Source organism: Bombilactobacillus sp. ESL1187, from assembly GCF_058107155.1.
The window spans coordinates 50,144-70,492 of the sequence record NZ_JBYLTZ010000001.1; the positions used below are offsets into that span (position 1 = coordinate 50,144).

18 protein-coding genes are annotated in these 20,349 nt (G+C 39.3%); 2 read left to right on the forward strand and 16 right to left on the reverse strand.

Features of this window, described 5'->3' with window-relative positions; translation table 11 throughout:
- Positions 1–161: 161 nt before the first annotated feature.
- The 3 genes from AC3B5B_RS00265 to AC3B5B_RS00275 all read right to left on the reverse strand — a co-directional run bounded on the left by AC3B5B_RS00265 (position 162) and on the right by AC3B5B_RS00275 (position 5,133).
- Entirely contained in the window at positions 162–3,782 is a 3,621-nt protein-coding gene (locus tag AC3B5B_RS00265) for a BspA family leucine-rich repeat surface protein (protein ID WP_489769006.1), read from the reverse strand.
- A 360-nt stretch (positions 3,783–4,142) separates the two neighbouring features.
- Positions 4,143–4,415: a GIY-YIG nuclease family protein gene (locus AC3B5B_RS00270; protein WP_489769007.1), complete on the reverse strand. Its 273-nt coding sequence runs from the start codon at positions 4,413–4,415 to the stop codon at positions 4,143–4,145.
- On the reverse strand, positions 4,408–5,133 hold the full coding sequence (locus AC3B5B_RS00275) for a tRNA1(Val) (adenine(37)-N6)-methyltransferase (protein ID WP_489769008.1): 726 nt from the start codon (positions 5,131–5,133) through the stop codon (positions 4,408–4,410). Before AC3B5B_RS00275 ends, AC3B5B_RS00270 begins: the two co-directional genes overlap by 8 nt.
- Before the next feature lie 54 nt (positions 5,134–5,187).
- Between AC3B5B_RS00275 and AC3B5B_RS00280 the strand changes: the two genes are divergently transcribed.
- Positions 5,188–5,817 (forward strand): lysophospholipid acyltransferase family protein, encoded by a 630-nt coding sequence (locus AC3B5B_RS00280; RefSeq protein WP_489757536.1) that lies wholly within the window; start codon positions 5,188–5,190, stop codon positions 5,815–5,817.
- Positions 5,818–5,867: 50 nt separating this feature from the next.
- Here the strand turns inward: AC3B5B_RS00280 and AC3B5B_RS00285 are convergent, their stop codons facing one another.
- The 4 genes from AC3B5B_RS00285 to AC3B5B_RS00300 form a co-directional block, all read right to left on the reverse strand.
- Positions 5,868–7,649 carry an ABC transporter ATP-binding protein gene (locus AC3B5B_RS00285; protein ID WP_489769009.1) on the reverse strand — a complete coding sequence of 594 codons (1,782 nt, stop codon included), beginning with the start codon at positions 7,647–7,649 and terminating at the stop codon, positions 5,868–5,870.
- Between the two features lie 12 nt (positions 7,650–7,661).
- Positions 7,662–9,395, reverse strand: a complete 1,734-nt coding sequence (locus AC3B5B_RS00290) for an ABC transporter ATP-binding protein (RefSeq protein WP_489769010.1) — start codon at positions 9,393–9,395, stop codon at positions 7,662–7,664.
- A 177-nt stretch (positions 9,396–9,572) separates the two neighbouring features.
- Complete coding sequence (locus AC3B5B_RS00295; RefSeq protein WP_489757533.1) at positions 9,573–9,791, reverse strand: YneF family protein; 219 nt, start codon at positions 9,789–9,791, stop codon at positions 9,573–9,575.
- Positions 9,792–10,002: 211 nt separating this feature from the next.
- Complete coding sequence (locus AC3B5B_RS00300; RefSeq protein WP_489769011.1) at positions 10,003–10,263, reverse strand: DUF896 domain-containing protein; 261 nt, start codon at positions 10,261–10,263, stop codon at positions 10,003–10,005.
- An 83-nt stretch (positions 10,264–10,346) separates the two neighbouring features.
- Between AC3B5B_RS00300 and lexA the strand changes: the two genes are divergently transcribed.
- Positions 10,347–10,973: a transcriptional repressor LexA gene (lexA, locus tag AC3B5B_RS00305; RefSeq protein ID WP_489769012.1), complete on the forward strand. Its 627-nt coding sequence runs from the start codon at positions 10,347–10,349 to the stop codon at positions 10,971–10,973.
- A 114-nt stretch (positions 10,974–11,087) separates the two neighbouring features.
- Here the strand turns inward: lexA and rplS are convergent, their stop codons facing one another.
- The 9 genes from rplS to smc all read right to left on the reverse strand — a co-directional run bounded on the left by rplS (position 11,088) and on the right by smc (position 20,338).
- Positions 11,088–11,438, reverse strand: a complete 351-nt coding sequence (gene rplS / locus AC3B5B_RS00310) for a 50S ribosomal protein L19 (RefSeq protein WP_489756511.1) — start codon at positions 11,436–11,438, stop codon at positions 11,088–11,090.
- Between the two features lie 119 nt (positions 11,439–11,557).
- A complete protein-coding gene (gene trmD / locus AC3B5B_RS00315; protein WP_489769013.1) occupies positions 11,558–12,289 on the reverse strand; it encodes a tRNA (guanosine(37)-N1)-methyltransferase TrmD in 732 nt (243 codons plus the stop codon).
- On the reverse strand, positions 12,279–12,806 hold the full coding sequence (gene rimM, locus AC3B5B_RS00320; protein ID WP_489757529.1) for a ribosome maturation factor RimM: 528 nt from the start codon (positions 12,804–12,806) through the stop codon (positions 12,279–12,281). Before rimM ends, trmD begins: the two co-directional genes overlap by 11 nt.
- A 99-nt stretch (positions 12,807–12,905) precedes the next feature.
- Positions 12,906–13,160, reverse strand: coding sequence for a KH domain-containing protein (locus AC3B5B_RS00325; protein WP_489757528.1), 255 nt, complete (start codon positions 13,158–13,160; stop codon positions 12,906–12,908).
- An 11-nt stretch (positions 13,161–13,171) separates the two neighbouring features.
- On the reverse strand, positions 13,172–13,453 hold the full coding sequence (gene rpsP / locus AC3B5B_RS00330; protein ID WP_489757527.1) for a 30S ribosomal protein S16: 282 nt from the start codon (positions 13,451–13,453) through the stop codon (positions 13,172–13,174).
- Positions 13,454–13,554: 101 nt separating this feature from the next.
- Positions 13,555–14,991, reverse strand: a complete 1,437-nt coding sequence (gene ffh, locus AC3B5B_RS00335) for a signal recognition particle protein (protein WP_489757526.1) — start codon at positions 14,989–14,991, stop codon at positions 13,555–13,557.
- Between the two features lie 32 nt (positions 14,992–15,023).
- A complete protein-coding gene (locus AC3B5B_RS00340; protein ID WP_489757525.1) occupies positions 15,024–15,368 on the reverse strand; it encodes a putative DNA-binding protein in 345 nt (114 codons plus the stop codon).
- Positions 15,361–16,791, reverse strand: coding sequence for a signal recognition particle-docking protein FtsY (ftsY, locus tag AC3B5B_RS00345; protein WP_489769014.1), 1,431 nt, complete (start codon positions 16,789–16,791; stop codon positions 15,361–15,363). The genes AC3B5B_RS00340 and ftsY overlap by 8 nt, the downstream gene beginning before the upstream one ends.
- Positions 16,778–20,338, reverse strand: a complete 3,561-nt coding sequence (gene smc / locus AC3B5B_RS00350; RefSeq protein WP_489769015.1) for a chromosome segregation protein SMC — start codon at positions 20,336–20,338, stop codon at positions 16,778–16,780. Before smc ends, ftsY begins: the two co-directional genes overlap by 14 nt.
- Positions 20,339–20,349: the final 11 nt, after the last annotated feature.

Consider the following 20,349-nt stretch of genomic DNA (forward strand, 5'->3'; position numbering starts at 1 on the left):
TTCCATAACCTCCATGGTTTTTCCGCCGTCAACTTTAACTGATTTGTCACACCTTCGTGCACCAACAAACCAAAAGTCAACGTGAGTATTTGATACAATGTTTTATTATACTAAAGAACTAATTAACACGCAACTAATAAATTAACTACCACTCATCTATTTTATTGTAAAGAATTTTCGAGTGACCACGTAACTGTGGCACTATAATTAGCAGCATGCACGGGATTAGCAGGATTACGTAAATCTAATTGGGGACCAGCAATTTGTTGTTGACTCGTATTCCACCAGCGATCTGAAATATTCGTCACAGCGTTACCCGAACTATCAACGGGTGTGTTGTAATTGGCATAACTATCAATCAGTGTTGGCACTTTGGTAATGGCTAAACTACTGTGGTCAGGAGCTAAATATTGCAAAATATTCGTGAGTGCCGTCCCGGAAGAACCGCCAGAATAATTAAAATCATCTTTCATAGCTAATGATAACTGCCAACTCGGATCTCCAGTATCATCATTGACCGCCAATTTTTGATCCAAAGCACTAGCTTTCAAAGCATAAACTTGTCGAGAAGTCTGGACAATTTTCTTACCAAAATCTAAATCATGAGGAACCTTCATGGTCATCGTCCCCGAACGATATTGCAAATTCAGTTGGTATGGCTGGAGTAACGGATTATCAGTTGTTGCAATGGAAGGAAAAGTTGTGATCGGTGTCGATTGCAAAGTATAACGGTGGTACTTGGTCTTAATCACTTGTGGAACATCAACCGAAGGAATAGTCGAGCCAACAGTACCAACAACCGTTTGCGCTGGCTTAGAATGCCCTGCTTCATTAGTATCCAGAACGGGTGTCCCCGTACTTTGGTCTAAATAATTGATTTGCACCAAACTATTCTCCGCTACCTTAACGGTTGCTACGGAAGAAACTTGCGGATTTTCTGTCGTAAACTGCGCCCCACTATCAACTGCATAGAGCCGGATTTGGTGACCGCCAGCTTTCGGGGTAGCTAACGTTTTTAAAGTTGCGGGGTCAGTCAACGCTAGTTGCCAAGCAGCCCCAGAAGCTAAATCATCACCCGTTGCAGTTAGAGCTGGACCCACCGGTTGACAATTATTAGCGACCTCAGCAATGCTGGTAATTGGTGTCGTCGGATCAATTGCATAATATAACTGCACATTATTACTATCTGAATCCGCAACGGTTCCAGAAATATCTAATTCAGGTAGCGGTGTTGTTTGCCGATAATCATGACAATAGTTCACACTTATAGAAGTAGTCGCACCAGCACCCAATTTAATTGAAGGTTGTTGATTAGTTAATTGGCTACGCCAAACTAGAGTTGTCTTAGCAGGTCGTGCAGTACCTAAAAAGTCATTTAAATCATCTCGGTTATCATAAATTGCGCCCTTAGGATGAAAGTCATCACTGCCAGTACCCACTTCTTGCCAGCCACCTAAAGTTTGGTAAGTCTTACCTTTTATAGCATCAGTAAAGTTCATTTTATTGTTAGGACAAATTAGGTCTGTACCATAAGTTGAAACACTATTGGTAACAGTTTTCCAAACGGTGTCTGGGCCTAAAACTAATTTGCGTAGAGAATTATCATAATAAAACATTGATGAAATTGAAAAGTAGTTAGTTAAATTTTTGGTTTGAAATTTGCTTAAGTCTAAACTTGTTAATTTATCACAATTTTGAAACATATACTCCATAGTTTTAACGCCACTAGTATCAAAATTTGCTAAATTTAGATTCGTTAAGCCACTGCAATTAGCAAACATCGAAGACATATCAGTCACTTTATCTGTCACAAAGTTGGTCACATCTAAATCCGTTAAGCCACTGCAATCAGAAAACATTGAAGACATATTTTTTACTTTAGTCGTCACAAAGTGCGTAACATCTAAATTCGTTAAGCCGCTACAACCACTAAACATCCAGTCCATTCCAGTTACCTGACTAGTATCAAAATGGGTCACATCTAAATTAGTTAAACCCTTGCACCCCTTAAACATACCAGACATATAAATTACTTTATCTGTCAAAAAGTTCGAGTTCGTCACATCTAAATCCGTTAAACCACTGCAACCACTAAACATATAAGACATATTAGTTACTTGATTTGTTATAAAGTGCGTCACATCTAAATCCGTTAAACCACTGCAACCAGAAAACATCAAAGACATATTAGTTACTTGATTTGTTATAAAGTGCGTCACATCTAAATCCGTTAAACCACTGCAACCAGAAAACATCGCAGACATATCAGTTACTTGTTTTGTTACAAAGTGCGTCACATCTAAGCTTGTTAAACTACTGCAACCACTAAACATATAAGACATGCCAGTCCAAGTATCGGCACCATCCATGTAATCATAAAATTTATCATTCACATTACTTGTATCAAATTTGGTCACATCTAAGCTTATTAAACTACTGCAACCATCAAACATCCAACCCATATCATGAACATTCGTTGTATCAAAACTAGTCACATTTAAACTCGTTAAACCACTGCAATATCTGAACATACCGTACATATCCAATACATTGGCAGTACTAAAATTAGGATCTTGAGAAAAATCTAACTTAGTCAAACCTGTACAATCGGTAAACATACACTTCATCGTTGTTACCTTAGCGGTATTTAACTTGGTTAAATTTAAACTTTTTAGTTGTTGACAGTCACCAAACATGTAAGACATATTTTGTACATTTGACGTATCAAAGGAAGTTATATCAAGACTAGTTAATTTTTTACAGAAAAAAAACATAAAAGACATATTCGTGACATGGCTTGTATCCCAACCTGTCAAATTCAAATCTGTTAAGTTACTGCAACCATCAAACATATAACTCATATCAGTTATGGAAGAGGTGTTAAAGTGGCTTACATCTAAATTAGTAACATTTGCCGCGTATTCAAACATCTGACTCATATTAATAACCAAATCAGTATTAAAATTACTTACATTAATAGTCCTAGCACGACACTGGTAAAACATTCGCGACATATTAATAACCTGATTCGTAACAAAATGACTCACGTCTAAGTCGGTCACTAAAGTATCCATAAACATATACGACATATCCTGAACATTTGCTGTATCAAAGTTTGACACATCTAAACTGGATAAAGATCGACAATAACGAAACATGGAAGACATATTTTGAACATTTGCTGTTTGAAAGCTGGTCAAATCTAAATCTAGTAAAGAATAGTCATTATCAAACAATGAAGTCATATCTGTCACATTACTAGTATCCAAATTATTCAAGCCAGTAATTGTCTTACAATAAGTTAAATTAGCAAACACACAACTACTATCTGTCGGTAACTCTACTCCAGGTTCAATATCCACTTCTTTAATATAACTATTATAAGATACCCAGCTCTCACCTTCATAACTGTAATTAGAATAATCTACATCAGAGTACTTAGCATGAACTGCTAAGGTTCCTGGATTAACCGTCAAAGTTCCATCTGTAGCTAAGGTCCATGAACAAGTACCTGCCATACCGGTCACTGGCGCAGTTAAGGTCATAAAATTACTAATGGACGGCTCAGCTTTTTTGGTCGGTACCGCTGACTTTTCGTCAGTTTTCGGCTCTGTTTGCGTTAACGAGTTAAAGTTCTGGGGATTAACCAAGAGATCATCACTTTTATGTATGATCGCAATCGGCTTCGTCGTCGATTGGACAGAATGAACCGTGTGTCGCGCGCCCCCACCCGCAAATAACAAGGCTATTAGTAACATTAGCAATTTAAATTGTTTATTCATTATAATCTCCATTGCTTAAACTATCTACACAGATTTTGCCGTGAGCCTCCAACCACTCTGAACTACTTCCGATAATAGCGAATGATTAATAGCGCTTTCATTAAAGCTGGCAACAATATCCACTGAACATCTTAATCAGTTAATTTCGAATAAATTATAGCATGCTCATTAAATGATAACTAGAATGATTTTTGGGTCATTAATTTAATGTTTAATTAATTTAAAAGATAGTTTTTCTTTTTTGTCAATTAATTTGGCTCTACCCCGCTTTTTAGCGAACAAAGAACTTTTTCGAGTAAATTACTATTTGCTTTTTAAATTAAAATTTCTCCATCAAAAATAAAAGCCAGCCGCTTGGTTTTATTTACCACTCAACTGACTATTTACACCTATTTTAATTAATTGCCATTTTTGTTGGCGCGTCAACTGTTTAATTTGCCATTCGCGCTTGGAAGCTTGGGAGCGATTGCCCACAACTTCTTGATACTTTAACTGAACAGGTCGGCGCGTTTTGGTATACTTCGCCCCTTTACCCGCATTATGCATTTGAATGCGGTGAGTGACATCATTCGAGATGCCCGTGTATAATGTACCATCAGCACATTGAACAATGTAGACACTATATTCATTCATGAACAAACTCCCGTAATTGTTGGGTGTAACTTCCATCTGAATTATACAAAACTAATCCCGGCCAAACTTTCAAGCCGTTCGTCCGCCGCGTTTTACGACATTTGATTAACACTAAGTTAGCCAAATCCCCTTGGTGCGGATAAACAAACAGTAATTCTTTCACAGGCAAGTGGTATTGCTGTAATACTTGCTGCAATTCTAACAACCGATCTGGCCGATAAACAATATACAAACTGCCGTTATCTTTTAACAGTTGACTGGCAACTTGTGCCAATAACTCTTGCGAAAAGAACAATTCGTGCCGCGCAATATTGTGCGAGCGCGATTTACCTAAAGTTGGCGTATCCTTCTTAGCAAAATACGGCGGATTGCAACTAATAACATCACAACTATCATGTTCCACATAATCTAAAGCGGCAGCAATATCTGTGTTAAATAAGTGTACGTTTTCTTGCAACTGATTTTTTTGAATCGACTGTTGCGCCAACTGCGCCAATGCTGTTTGCAATTCTAATAAATAAGTCGTTACTTGGTATTTCTTAGCTAGACACAAGCCAATAATGCCACTGCCACTACATAAATCCGCAACTACAACATGGGCATTGCGTATAGTAATCCAATTAGCTAATAAAACCGAGTCAATGGAACTGCGGTATAATTGGGTGTCTTGGATTAAATCTAAGTCAAATCCGGGAATTCGTTCGAAGGTTTTTGTCATCACATGTTTCCTTTTGCTATAATAAATTTGAAAATTAATATTTGAGGTAAAATTATGTTTTATAAATTTATGGTTCCAATTGTTCGCTTTATTGTCTGGTTGCTGAATGGTCACGTACGCTATGAAGGCCGGGAAAATTTACCGACCAATGAATCTTACATTATGGTGGCCCCGCATCGTACCTGGTGGGAACCGCTCCTGTTTGCCTTAGCTGTTAGCCCTACTCCCTGTGCTTTTATGGCCAAAAAAGAATTATTTAAAAACTCGTTTTTAGCCTTTATTCTCAAGCACGCCAATGCGTTTCCGGTTGACCGCAAGCACCCGGGACCATCAACTATTAAAACACCTGTCAAAGATCTGAACAAGCGCAATCTCAGTTTGATTATGTTTCCCTCTGGCACCCGTTACTCCAGCCAATTAAAAGGCGGTGCGGTCTTAATTGCCAAATTGTCTAAGAAGCCACTAGTGCCAGTTGTCTACCAAGGTCCAGTCAAATTCACGGGCTTTTTAAAACGACAACGTTGCGTTATCAAATTTGGGGAACCTATTGCTATCCCACGGACTCTCAAAGTTAACGAAGAAAATACTGAACTCGTTAACCAACAAATGAGTCAAGCGTGGCAACAAATTGATCATTCTATCGATCCTCATTTTCAATACGTGCCCCCAGTTAAAAAGCAATAATTCTTGCAAAAAAATCTGTCAGCCTAATCAACCTGCTGGCAGATTTTTTATTATGACAAACTTTCACTCTCTTGTAATTGATACAACTCATAATAAGAACCGTGTTGTTTTAATAATTGCTCATGATTACCTCGTTCGACAATCCGCCCATGATCCAACACAATAATTTGCGTCGACTCTTTAATCGTTGACAGGCGGTGAGCAATCGCAATACTCGTGCGCCCCGCACGCAAATTCTTTAAGCCAGCTTGAATCTGCTCTTCCGTTTCCGTATCAATATTAGCAGTTGCTTCATCTAAAACTAAAATTGTCGGATCCGTCACTAATGTTCTGGCAAAGGACAATAATTGCCGCTGCCCAGCCGAGAGACTACTGGTCCCCGGCGTCACTTGAGTTTGATACTTTTGGGGCAATTGTTCAATAAATTCATCAGCATGAACTAATTGAGCGGCTTGTTTAATTTGTTGATCCGTAATGGCTTGATCAAATAAGCGAATATTCGAATTAATCGTCCCATAAAATAAATACGAATCTTGTAAGACTAAGCCTATCTGGCGCCGAATTTGCTTTAGTGGTAAATGCCTCAGATCATAACCATCAATCAAGATTTGCCCCGAACCATATTCATAAAAGCGTAATAAAATATTGATCATCGTACTTTTACCGCTACCTGTTTGGCCTACAATGCCCAAACTCTCACCCGGCTGTAGTTTAAACGATACATCATGCAGAACTTCTGGCCCATTGGGATAAGCAAAACTCACGTGACGAAATTCCACCGCTCCTTGCGTAATAGTGCCACGATGAGGTAATAACTGTTGGGGACCATATTCTTGACTATCTAAGATTTTAAAGGCGCGCTTGCCAGCAACTACTCCATCTTGGAAAAAGGATAAATTATCCATAAAATTAGTAATAGGATTGAAAAACTGACTCACATAAGTGGTAAAAGCATATACTACACCAGCCTGCAAAATCCCAATATGATCTTTGAAACCTAGAAGCCCTAAAGCTGCAACTAATGCCAGTGTGTAGAGTAAATTGACAATTGGTGACAATAATAAGGAATTAATACGGATCATGGATTGGCGCGCTTTCAAATATTGACTATTTGTCGTTTCAAATTCTTGTTGCGTCCGCTTTTGTTGGCGAAAATTTTGAATAATTTGAATGCCTTGAATAGTTTCACTGATTCGCGTATTAATTTCACTTAGTTTATTACGCATATACCGATAAGCCGCCAAACTGTACTTATTATAAAGTTTAATCGTCAATAACAGTAGCGGTACAAACGCTAAGACGACTAATGCGGTTACCCAATCAGTGACCCACATGGCAATAAAGGCCGCAATAATGGAGAAGACTCCGATCATCCCCGATAAAAAGACCTGCATAAAATCCGAAATGGACATTGTATCATTATTAACGCGCGACACAATTGCACCGGGAGCCACCCGATCAAAATAACTCATCCCTAGTTGGTGTAATTTAGCAAACAACGCCCGCCGCAAGTCTTCTAGCATATACTCACTGCCCATATTAAAGGCAAACGTCGTCACTAATTGCCCAATGGAGCGCAGAATTACCCCTAACAGGTAAAGTAAAGCACAACCAATAATGATAGTTTGCGTCAGACTAGCCCGAGTCAAATAATGATCCATATAATATTGTAAGAATTTGGGCAACAAAATATTCATCGTTGATTGTAATGTCACTGCTAAGGCCGCAATGATAAACGACCAATAATGCTTGCCAGCAAATTTTAATAATCGCCATACAATCTGATGTTGTTCTTTGGCAGATATGACTTGTTTTTGTTTCACTTCAGACATTAATCTTAGCTCCTAATAATTCATTTGCTGCCGTCGCCACATGACTTGATACCAACCCGGTTGGTGTATGAGTTGTTGGTGTGTACCACGTTGTTGGATTTGTCCCTGTTGTAAAACTAAAATTTCATCAGCGTCCATCACGCTCCGCAGACGCTGGGAAATAATAATTAACGATTGCTGCTGCGTCCGTAACTGTCGTAAATTGTGATTAATTTGCACCTCAGTTTTAGCATCCAGTGCGGAAGTAGCATCATCAAACACCAGAATCCGTGGCTGTCCTATCACCGCCCGGGCAATCGCTAAACGTTGTTGTTGACCACCAGACAGGTTAACACCCTTTTCGCCAATTAAAGTTTGATAACCCGCACTTAGTTCTTGGATATCCGCATCAATCGCGCCGGCCAGTGCCGCTTTTTTGACTGCAGTTTGAGGACTGCGATCATTGCCAAAACGAATATTATCTTGCACTGTAGCCGAAAATAAGAAGCTCGTCTGGGGCACATAACCGATATTTTTTAATAAAGTATCTAAACTGTACTGGCGAATATCCACACCGCCCAAAGTAATTTGCCCTCGGTACTGATCAAACCGGCGTAACAAAAGTTTAATCAAAGTACTTTTACCGGAGCCAACCCGCCCCACAATGCCTAACGTCTGTCCAGGTAACAAGTCAAACTTAATTTTTTGTAATGAAGGAACGGCTCCGTCGGGATAAGTAAAACTCTGTAAATCAACTTGCAGTTGACCACCAGTTACTTGAGTCTGGCCTACATTGGAATCAATAATGGCTGATTTTTCGTTTAAGATCGCTTGAATGCGATCAAAACTCGCATTACCGCGTTCCAAAATATTGAACAAGCGCCCAATCGCAAACATCGGCCACACTAACGCATTGATGTAACCCACAAAAGTGATTAATTGACCAATTGTAATCACCTGATTAAGGACTAAGTGTGAACCATAAATAATCGTAATCACATACGTCAAACCCATGATTAAACCTGTTAAGGGATCAAACAAAGCATCAATAAAGTTCACCCGTCGATTAATCTGAATCGTCTGCTCAACCTTTTGGTCAAAATCGGCAATATCTTCGTGTTCTTGACCAAAAGTTTTAATGACTTTAATTCCGGTCATACTTTCCTGTGTTTTATTACTCAATTGTGAAAAAGCTGCTTGCGACTGAGCAAAGTGATAATGTAACTTGCTTCCTAAAACGCGCGCCATCATGGCTAACAACGGTAACGGCAAAACGGCAATTAACGTCAAACGCCAATCAACCAACCAAACCATCGCTACAATCGTTAAACCACCAGTAATGATCGAATCAGCTAAAGTTAAAATCCCTGAACCAGCAACATTTTGTACAGCCGAAATATCATTAGTCGCATGTGCCATCAGATCGCCAATGCGATGCCGCTTAAAAAAAGGGTCATCCATGTTCAAATAATGCCAGAATAAACGACTACGTAATTGGCGCTCTAATTGTGCCGCACCACCCCAAATTTCGCGGCGCCAACCAAACCGAAACAGATATTGCAAAAGCCCCGCACCTGCTACAATGAGTAACAACCAAATGGTTTTGGTCCAAGTCAACTGGTGTTGATTCACCCAATCTGAAAAGCGTCCAATCGCTTGGGGAATAATTAGATTCGTAATGGCTGTTAAAATCAGAAACATAATACCAATTAAATAATGCTGTTTTTGTTCTTTAAAAAACCAATTCAATTTTTTGAATATTGTCACAATAAAACCTCACGTTTGCACTTTATTAATTTATTTTAACTTTAACAAATATTTTTAATATTTCAACACAAAGAAAGCACTCATTCTAACTAGTAATAGTTAAAATCAGCGCTTTAGCTGTAATCATTGCTGTGATTATTTAGCAGAGCATTTGAAGTTTTAAATTAGTTGACTTCATTATGCTTTTTTGGATTGGTTTTTCATCATTTGCATCATTTGGTTTAATTTCTTTTGTGATGGTTTTTGACCCATTTGTGCCATCATTTGCCGCATCATATCTGGTGAAATAGGTGGGTTGTCTTGCAGATACTTCTTCATATAAGCACGTGCTCCGAAAAAGCCACCAACTAACCCGACAATCAACATTACTATTCCCACTAGAACTGTCACTAACATTATTCATCCACCCTTGACTTATCTTTTATAACTAGCAATACTACAATAACAATAAATTTTTTAATATTTTGGAGCCGAGATCAAAATAATTTTTCGTCAATTTAGGCGAACATTTTATGCTGATCATGCTCTCTTAACTTCTTTATTAATACTGTAGCCACTTTTTTAATTATAGCATAGTCATTCCCACTAATTGTGGTTAAATTACAATTTAATCTTCACGCCAGCCTTGTTCGCGCTGAATCTGACGCACTTTTTTCGACGTAACTTCTTTACCAGACTTATCGTATAACTTCGTATGCTCAATCCGATCTCTTAAGCCGGAACGAAAATTAGCCAAATATTCTTGTCTCAAAGCTGCTTGTTCCCGCTTTTCCTCCGGATCTAAACCCTCATTTTTTTGTTTGTGTGCTAAAGTGTTAATCCGTTGAATTAATTCCGTTTGTTTTTTATTCTCATTAATTTCAGCCATCAAATTCTCCTTTCAACCAATGTCAATTTGAAACTACTACAAACTTATGCTAATCTTAGTTTAAACTTACTAGGAGTGGCGTTATGAGTCAACCAATCAGTGCTAAACAACTGGAAATTTTGCAATTTATCTATGATCAACAACAAGAACACGGGTATCCACCCACTGTTCGCGAAATCGGTCAAGCTGTGAACCTATCCTCAACTTCTACCGTTCACGGTCACTTAGAACGCTTGGAGACTCGGGGCTTTTTAGAACGCGACCCCACTAAACCCCGCGCCTTGATGTTAACGACTGCGGGTTTAGACCAACTAGATATTCCTAACACGCGCATTCCTATTTTAGGAACCGTTACTGCGGGCCAACCAGCGCTGGCAATCCAAGAAGCTGATGCTGACTACTTCCCGTTACCGCCTGATCTGGCGAACGAAAATCAACCACTCTTTATGTTAACCATCCACGGCAGTAGTATGCAAGATGCTGGTATTTTAGATGGTGATCAAGTTATTGTTCGTCAACAAAACACCGCGCAAAATGGTGAAATTGTCATTGCCATGAATGATGATAATGAGGCCACTTGCAAGAGATTTTATAAAGAAACCCATCAATTCCGTTTACAACCGGAAAACGAAGATTTTGCTCCTATTTATTTGACTAATGTTACTATTTTAGGCAAGGTAGTCGGTTTATACCGGTCAGATATTTTTTAAGATTAAACTTAAGAAACTAGTACTGAAAAATTATTTTTTCGATACTAGTTTTTTTATGGTTATCAAAAAGCACAATCAAGAGAGATTGTGCTTTGATAATTAATCTTTAATTTATTAACGACGCTTTTCAGCAATTCTAGCAGCCTTACCACGACGGTTACGTAGGTAATACAACTTAGCACGCCGAACGCGACCTTGGCGAATTACTTCAATTTTAGCAACTCGTGGTGAGTGTAATGGGAATGTCCGTTCAACACCAACACCACTACTAATTTTACGAACAGTATAAGTTGCGCTAATGCCACTACCGCGACGCTTAATTACAACACCTTCAAATAACTGAATCCGTTCCCGAGAACCTTCGACAACTTTAACAGAAACCCGCACAGTATCTCCTGCGCGAAAATCAGGAATATCATCACGTAATTGGGACTTCGTTACAACATCAATTAAGGGACTCTTCATACCCATATAAATCTCTCCTTTATACTAATACTCTTAAACTTAATAACAGTTCAGCGGAATATTGTTGTCGTGTAATCACACAAATTAGATTATAACACAAAATTTTATTTTTGAAACTTTTAATCATCAGCTGCTTTTAATTGTTGCAAAAAAGCCTGATCTTCCGGACTCAATTGTGCTTTGACTAATAAATCTGGTCGCATTTGATAAGTCTTCTTTAAGGCTTGTTGATGCCGCCAAGTGGCAATTTTTTGATGATTACCACTTAACAAAATGTCAGGAACTTTCATCCCGCGGTACTCTGCTGGCCGTGTATACTGGGGATATTCCAACAATTCATCGGTAAACGAATCACTATATGCCGACTGGCCATTCCCCAAAACTCCTGGTACAAAGCGCGCAGTAGCATCAATCATTAACATGGCTGCCATTTCACCACCAGTAATGACAAAATCACCAATCGAAAATTTATCCGTCGCCAGCTTTTCAATGCGATGGTCAAAGCCTTCATAATGACCGCACAAAAAAACCAAATGCTGTTCTTGGGCCAACTCTTGGGCCGCCGTTTGATCAAACTTGCGCCCCGCGGGATCTAATAAAATGACCCGTTTGGGAGCAGGATCTGCTTGATTAATTTCATCCATGGCCCGATAAAAAGGCTGAGGCTGCAGTAACATTCCGGCACCACCACCATAGGGGGTATCATCAACATGATGGTGTTTATCTTCAGAGTATTGCCGAAAGTCGCAAATATTTATGTCAATTAATCCCTTTTCTTGAGCCTTACCTAAAAGTGACTCATCCAGTGCCGCAAACATTTTAGGAAACAACGTTAAAATATCAATCTTCATCAATTAATCCTTCTGGTAAATTGACTTGCACTTGTTGCGCTGACAAATCAACCGTCACCAACACATCTTTGAGAATGGGTAACAAAATTTCGCCGTATTTCGCACCTTGAATAACCCAGATATCATTCGGACCTAAATCCCAAATATCCACTACTGATCCCAGTAACCCCCGCTTTTGATCATAAACTGTAATGCCCATAATATCTTTATAATAATATTGACCATCGGGTAATGGTTGCAATTGTTGCGCATCAATCCACAATTCATGCGTTTGAACTTTTTGTGCACTCTCAATGTCCTTAATTTCCGCAAATTGAATGAGCCAAAAGTTCTTCTGAATCCGCGCACTAGTCACCTGAACCGATTGATAATGATCAGGTGCAGTTTCAATGAATAAAGTTTGACCAGGTTGGAAGCGTTCGTCCGCAAAGTCCGTTAAAGCTTGCACTTTAACTTCGCCTTTTAAACCGTGGGTATTTATGATTTTACCAACACGTAAATAGTCTGTTTGGGTCATTAATAACTCCTTTACTTCATGACAAGTGCTAAATTGCCGGCACTTTTAAACCTTAATTTGAAAAATGGCTGCAACTTTTAGCTGCAGCCACCCACCATATTAATCAGTAGTAATTGGTACAATATTTAGTTTAACTCGTTTTGAATTCTGATCATTTTCTAAATAAACAATCGTTCTAATTGCTTGTGCTACGCGACCTTGTTTACCAATGACCCGTCCAGCATCTGCTGTACTCAAAGATAATTCATAAACCAAACAATCTGCTTCATCTTCAACGCGAACTTGAACTTGATCCTTATCATTCGCTAGTGGTAAAACAATTGCTTTAATTAAGGTTACAATGTCAGTTTCCATCTTTGTTAAAACTACTTAGCTTTCTTATTAGCTAATTTCAATTCATGATATTGCTTCATAATGCCTTGTTTTTGTAACAAGTTACGTACTGTATCTGAAGGTTGGGCACCCTTTTGTAACCAATCCAAAATCAAATCAGCATCTAATTTTAAATCTTCTTTGTGTAATGGGTTATAATGACCAACTTGTTGAATAAAACGACCATCACGTGGTGCTCTTGAGTCAGCTACCACAATTCGATAGAAAGGACGACGTTTACTTCCCATACGATGCATCCGAATTTTAACTGCCATAATTAAATTCCTCCATAAATTTAGCTTCTTAACTTAACGTTCAATAGTATACTCGTTTTCTATAATAGTGTAAAGCTTTTTTTCTTTACAAGTAGCAACTTTTAAGATTTGAATCGTTTAACTTTTTTTAGACGCTTTTTCTTACGTTTTTTATTATGGCGCACCATGGAACCCATGGCCATTTTGCCCAGCTTACCTTGTAAACCGCCGCCCATTAGTTGATCCATGCCGGCAAAATTACCCTTGGACATTTTTTGCATCATGGTTTGCATCTGTTTGAATTGCTTAATCATGCGGTTAACTTCAACAATTGGTCGCCCAGAGCCTGCTGCTAAGCGGCGGCGGCGTGATGGATTTAATAATTCGGGATCTTGACGTTCAGCAGGCGTCATAGAATAAACAATTGCTTTTAAATGATCCATATCTTTCGGGTCAAGATTCACATTTTGTAAAGCCGGATTGTTCGCCATGCCAGGAATCATCTTCATTAATTCATCCATTGGACCCATTTTTTGCACTTGATCCATTTGATCAATAAAATCATTAAAGTCAAACGAATTCTCCTGCATTTTGCGTGTTAACTCAACCGCTTGTTTATCATCGTATTCTTGTTGGGCTTTCTCGATTAACGTCATCATATCACCCATGCCCAAGATACGATCAGCCATTCGATCCGGATGGAAAACCTCTAGTGCATCTAATTTTTCACCAGAACCAATAAATTTAATAGGCTTACCGGTGACTGAACGAATGGACAAAGCTGCCCCACCACGAGTATCACCGTCTAACTTAGTCAAAATCACACCGGTAATATCGAGCTGTTCATTAAATCCTTCGGCCACATGCGTTGCTGCTTGTCCGGTCATGGAGTCCACAACTAACAATATTTCATTGGGTTGCGCAACTGCCTTAATCTGACTCAATTCATCCATTAATTGGTCATCAATTTCTAAGCGCCCAGCAGTATCAATTAAGACATAATCATTCTTTTGCTCACGAGCTTGTTGGAGACCGTGTTCCACAATTGACACCGGATTTTGGTCTGTACCTTCATCATAAACCGGAACTGTCAATTGTTGACCGATAGTTTTCAACTGTTCAATCGCAGCAGGGCGATAGACATCAGCGGCAATTAACAAGGGGCGGGCATGATTATTTTCTTGTAGATACTTAACCAATTTACCAGCCGAAGTCGTTTTACCAGCACCTTGCAGCCCAACCATCATAATTACTGTCGGAATTTTGGCTGCTTTATTTAAAGCAACCGCTTCGGTACCCATAATTTTAGTTAACTCTTCATTAACAATTTTAATGATTTGTTGTGCAGGAGTTAAGCTCTCCAAGACTTCACTACCGATGGCTCGTTGGCGCACCGTTTGAATAAAAGTCTTTGTGACATCAAAATTAACATCGGCTTCTAACAATGCCAAACGCACTTCACGCATCATTTCTTTGACATCATTTTCAGTTATTTTACCTTTGCCGCGTAATTTGGCAAACGTCTTTTGGAGCCGCTCACTTAATCCTTCAAAAGCCATATTTATCTCCTCTACCAGTTCCTTGTTTTTTATCAAACATCTAACTGCTGCAATTTATGAAAAATTGTTTTTAAAGCTTGATCCTGTGGATAATCAGTTTGAATAATTTGCTCTAATTGTGCTAATAAGGTTTCCCGTTTTTGAAATTCTTGACACAAGTGTAACTTCTGCTCATATTTTTCTAAAATTTTAACTGTTCGTTTTAAATTATCATAAACAGCCTGTCGACTGACATGATAATTCTGAGCAATTTCACCTAACGAAAAATCATCACCATAATATAGCTGCATATACTGATCTTGTTTAGCCGTTAGCAATGGTTGGTAAAAACTATACAAGACATTAACATAATTTTTTTGCGCTAAATTATCATTCATCAGCTTCATCCAATAAGCGGCTAAACAAACCTTGTGCGAATTGCTCTGGGTCAAAGTCCCGCAAATCACTCACTTTTTCACCTAAGCCCACTAATTTAACCGGTATCTGTAACTCATCATTAATTGCCAGAACAATGCCACCTTGCGATGAACCATCTAATTTGGTTAAGACCAGCCCGCTTACTTGCGTCACCTTTTGAAACTGCTTGGCCTGGCTCAGCGCATTTTGCCCTGTGGTTGCATCAACGACTAATAAAACTTCATGTGGTGCATCTGGCAATTCACGCGTAATAATCCGTTTGATTTTTTCTAGTTCTTTCATCAAATTAGCATTATTCTGTAACCGGCCGGCGGTATCTACCAGTAGCACATCATAGTTTTCCGTTTGTGCTTTTTGCAAAGCTTCATAAACTACCGCGGCAGGATCACTGCCCGCTTTTTTAGCAACGGTAGTAACCCCTGTCGCTTGGCCCCAGGCTTGTAATTGTTCAATCGCCCCGGCGCGAAAAGTGTCACCGGCAGCTAATAATACCTTGTGTCCTTGCTGTTTCAACCGTGCAGCTAACTTACCGATTGTCGTCGTTTTACCAGCACCATTAACTCCCACAAATAAGATAACATTTAATGGGCGCTGAAAGTCCAAATTCAGTTGATAATCATATTTATGATTATCTGCCCGATATAATTCAACCATTTTTTGAATAATAACGCGCGAAACTTCCGCTTTCGATTTAGCATTCTGTAATTTAACTTCTTCGCGTAAGGCATCAGAAATCTTTAACGACATTTCATAACCAACGTCGGATTGAATTAACAAATCTTCTAAATCATCAAAAAAGTCTTCATCAACTGACCGGAAATTGGCCATAAATGCATTAAATTTATCCCGAAAAGTATGCCGAGTTTTTTGCAGACCTTGACTATATTCTTCTTCCTGAGAATCTGTCTCCTCATCAGTTGCGGGCGCTAACTCTGCATTAGAAGACGCTGCGGTTGTCTCTGAAGTAATGGAATCAGCAGTTTCAGAAACAGCAGAAGTAGCAGCAACTTCGGGCTGCTCGCTATCAGACTCTGCAGTATCGTTTTCAATCTGAGCTTTCTTGTCCTCTGGTTCAGCATTTTCCGTTGTTGAATTTTCTACAGTTTGACTTGTTACTTCTGGTGCATCACTAACGTCAGTTACAGCTGATTGCTCTGCAGCAGCTGGTTTTAGATTGTCAGCAGTTGGCGCCACTTCTTTGGCATCATCTAATGGTTGTTCAGCTTCGGCTTTTTCGGCTTTTTCGGCTTTTTCGGCTTTTTCGGCTTTTTCGGCTTTTTCGGCTTTTTCGGCTTTTTCGGCTTTTTCGGCTTTTTCGGCTTTTTCGGCTTTTTCATCATCTACAGTTTTTTTATTTCTCTTAAATAAATCAAACAATCCCATGAATGTTTTCAACTCCATTCTGTTCTAATTTAACGGTTAATATCGTAGAAACTCCGGATTCTTGCATCGTTACTCCGTATAAGCGATCTACCTTGAGCATTGTTCCTTTACGGTGTGTAATCACGATAAACTGTGTTGCTTGATCATATTGCTGTAAAAAATTAGCAAAGCGCAACACGTTAGCATCATCCAAGGATGCTTCCACTTCGTCCAAAACACAAAACGGCACGGGCTTAACCTGCAAAATAGCAAATAACAAAGTGATGGCAGTTAATGCTCGTTCACCACCAGACAGCAGACTCATTCGTTGCAACTTTTTCCCCGGCGGTTGTGCAATAATTTCAATACCACTAGTTAAATAATCACCTGGCTCAGTTAACACTAGTTTGGCATGTCCACCACCAAACATCCGCGGAAAAATTTGTTCAAAAGCCGCCGCAACTTGCTGAAACATGGCTGCAAAGCGTTGACTGACTTCGTGATCCATCTCACCCATTGTGGTTGTTAACTGCTGACGTGCGGCCCTTAAGTCTGCACGTTGCTGTGTTAAAAATTCGTACCGGTCTTTAACCTGATCGTATTCGGCAATGGCTGCTAAATTAACTGTCCCTAAATCCGTTAATCCTTGTTGTAGGAGTCGCATTTGATCTTGTGCTTGAGTTAAATCAAAATTAGCTGGCACTTGCGCCATGGCTGCCTCAAAACTGAGGTGGTAATCTTGCTCCAAATGTTTCAAACGCTGCTGTAATTGTTGTTTTATTTCAGCTTGTTGCACCGACAACTGACTTTGCTCATCCATTGCCTGCTGTTGCAAGCCAACTAGGCGCTGATTCAAGGGATTTAACTCTTGAGAAGTTTGTTGAAGCTGTTCGCGTTGCTGCTGGCATTGCGTAATTTGTTGTTGTAATTGCTGCACTTTTTGCGTTAACTGCGTAACTTGCTGATGTAAATCTTGCTTGGTCTGAGCAAAATCATCCTGTGTAACTTGTAGTTGCTGCTGTTCTTGTTGCAATTGCTGAAGTTTTGTTTGTAAGTCTGCTTGCAACTGCTGTTTTTGCTGTAACTCTTTTTGCTGATTCTGAAAATCATTTTTTGTGACAATGATTTGTGTTTTCGTCGTTTGCAATGTTTGCGCTAAAGAACTCTTTTGTTGGTCCAAATTTTGAATTAAAGCTTGCTGGTGTTGATTGTTTTGCTCAATTTGTTGCAACTTTTGCGCTAAGTCCTGTAATTGTTGACGACTAGCAGCTGCTTGTTGTTGAAACTGCTGAATTTGCTGTGCTAAAGCTTGTTGTTGTTGCTTAAAGTCAACTAATTGGCCTTGGTGTTGTTGGAATTGCTGCTGGTGTAATCGGTAATCACTTTCTAACCGTTGTTGTTTAGGCAACAACTGCTGTAACTGTTGTTCTTGTGTCTTTTTTTGATCACCGATCAATTGTACTTCTTGCCGCAAAGTTTGCACTTGCTGTTGTCTTTTATCTAATTGTTTTTGTGAACTTTGAACAGATTGTGCGAGATGTTTGATTTGCTCTTTTTGTCCCAAAATAGCTAAATTGGCGCGGACTTGCCCGCCAGTCATTGATCCGCCCGGATTAATCAAATCACCTTTTAACGTCACTACCCGGTAACGATGTTGCAATAGGTTACTAACTTTCGTTGCTGTATTAAGCTGATCTACAATAATTAAATTACCAAAAAGGTAATCCACGATATTTTGTAAATCAGGATTAATCTGTACCACATCACTCGCTAGCTGCCAATTAGTTAACGCTTGTAAAGCTGACAACTGTTCAGGCCAAATCTTCCGACTTTTCATCACCGTCTGCGGTAAAAAAGTAGCCCGTCCTTGCCGATGTTGCCGTAAATAGTCAATCGCAGCCTTCGCACTAGCTTGATTAGTCGTAACAATCGACTGCAAGGCTGAACTAGCAGCACTTTGAATGGCCACTTGATAAGTTTCTGGAACATTGATTAACTCTGCTACAACTCCAATGATACCACTTAATTGGGCCGCCAAAATTGCCCGTACACCTTGATAAAAACCTTGGTGTTGTTGTTGAATTTTTTGTAGCGATTTTAACTCAGCTTGAACTTGTTGCACCGTTCGTAATTGTTGATAATACTGATTTTGAGCTGCTTGTAATTGCTGCTGCGTTTGCTGGTACTGTAACGTCACTTGCTGAACACTTTGCTGTTGTGTTTTTAACTGTTGGTGCTGTTGTTGAACTTGCGCATTTAATTGCGTTAAGTGTTGTTGTTGAGTTTGACCAGCAGCTTGTTGTTCAGTTAACGTTTTAATGACATCTTGGAGCTGTTGTTGACTTTTCTGCAATTGTTCTGTTTGAAACTGCAACTGATTAGTCAATGCTGCTTGCTGTTGCAAGTTCGTAACACGTTGCTGTTGTAAGTCGGTCACAGTTTGTTGAATTTGTTGGGGATCCGTTTTTAAATCAGACTGTTTTTGTTGCAAAGTAGCTTGCAAAGCAGCCAATTTAGTTTGCAGGTTTTGCTCAGCAGTGGTTAAATTGGCGATTTGGGTTTGCGTAAGCTGTTGTTGTTGCTGTAAATCTTCTTGTTGCTGCTGCAGTGTTTGATACTGAGCATCACTATTATTCCAGCGCTCAGCGTGGAGGGTAGCTTGGCCTTTAGTTTCCGTCAGTTTTTGACTTAATTGCGTCAATTGCACCTGTTTTTGGTCCAATTTCAAAGCTAATTGTTCTTGAGCTTGATTATTTTCACTAACTTGTTGATTAGTGGTCGTCAAGCGTTGACTAATATCAGCCAAGCGTTGTTTGATAGATCGTCTTTTTTGTAATAATGTGGTTTGCTTTTGATTCAAATCGGCAATCTCAATTGCTAAGACCTGTTGTTCCAGGTGACTAAACTTGGCTTGCTGCTCTTGATAATCACGAGCCAGACTGGCTTGTTCTTTGAGTGGTTCCACCTGTCTTGCTAACTCAGTAACAATGTCATTAACTCGCTGTAAATTGTCATCAGTCTGCTCTAATTGTTGCTGCGCCTGCTTTTTCTTTAGTTTAAAACTAGCGACACCAGCTGCTTCTTCAATAATAAACCGACGATCTTGTGGCTTATTATTAAAAATAGCTTCGACATTACCTTGCGACATGATAGCCATAGAGTGTTTACCCAAGCCGGAACTTAAGAATAAATTCGTAATTTCTTTGAGTCGAACTTTACGGTTATTGATCAAAAAATCACTCTCACCATTGCGAAATAGTCGCCGAGTAACTTGTACTTCATCATGGTCAAATTGCAATTGCCGATCACGATTATCAAACTTGAGCACCACTTCTGCCCGATTTAACGGCGCTCGTGTGGCGCTGCCCGCAAAAATAACATCTTGCATATTATCGCCACGTAAACTTTTGGGTGATTGTTCACCCATTACCCAACGAATAGCTTCGGTGAGATTGCTCTTACCACTACCATTGGGACCGATAATTCCCGTAATACCTTCATCAAAATGAAGCGTTGTTTTGTCTGCAAAAGACTTAAAACCCATCATTTGTAGTGCCTTTAAGACCAAACAAAACTCCT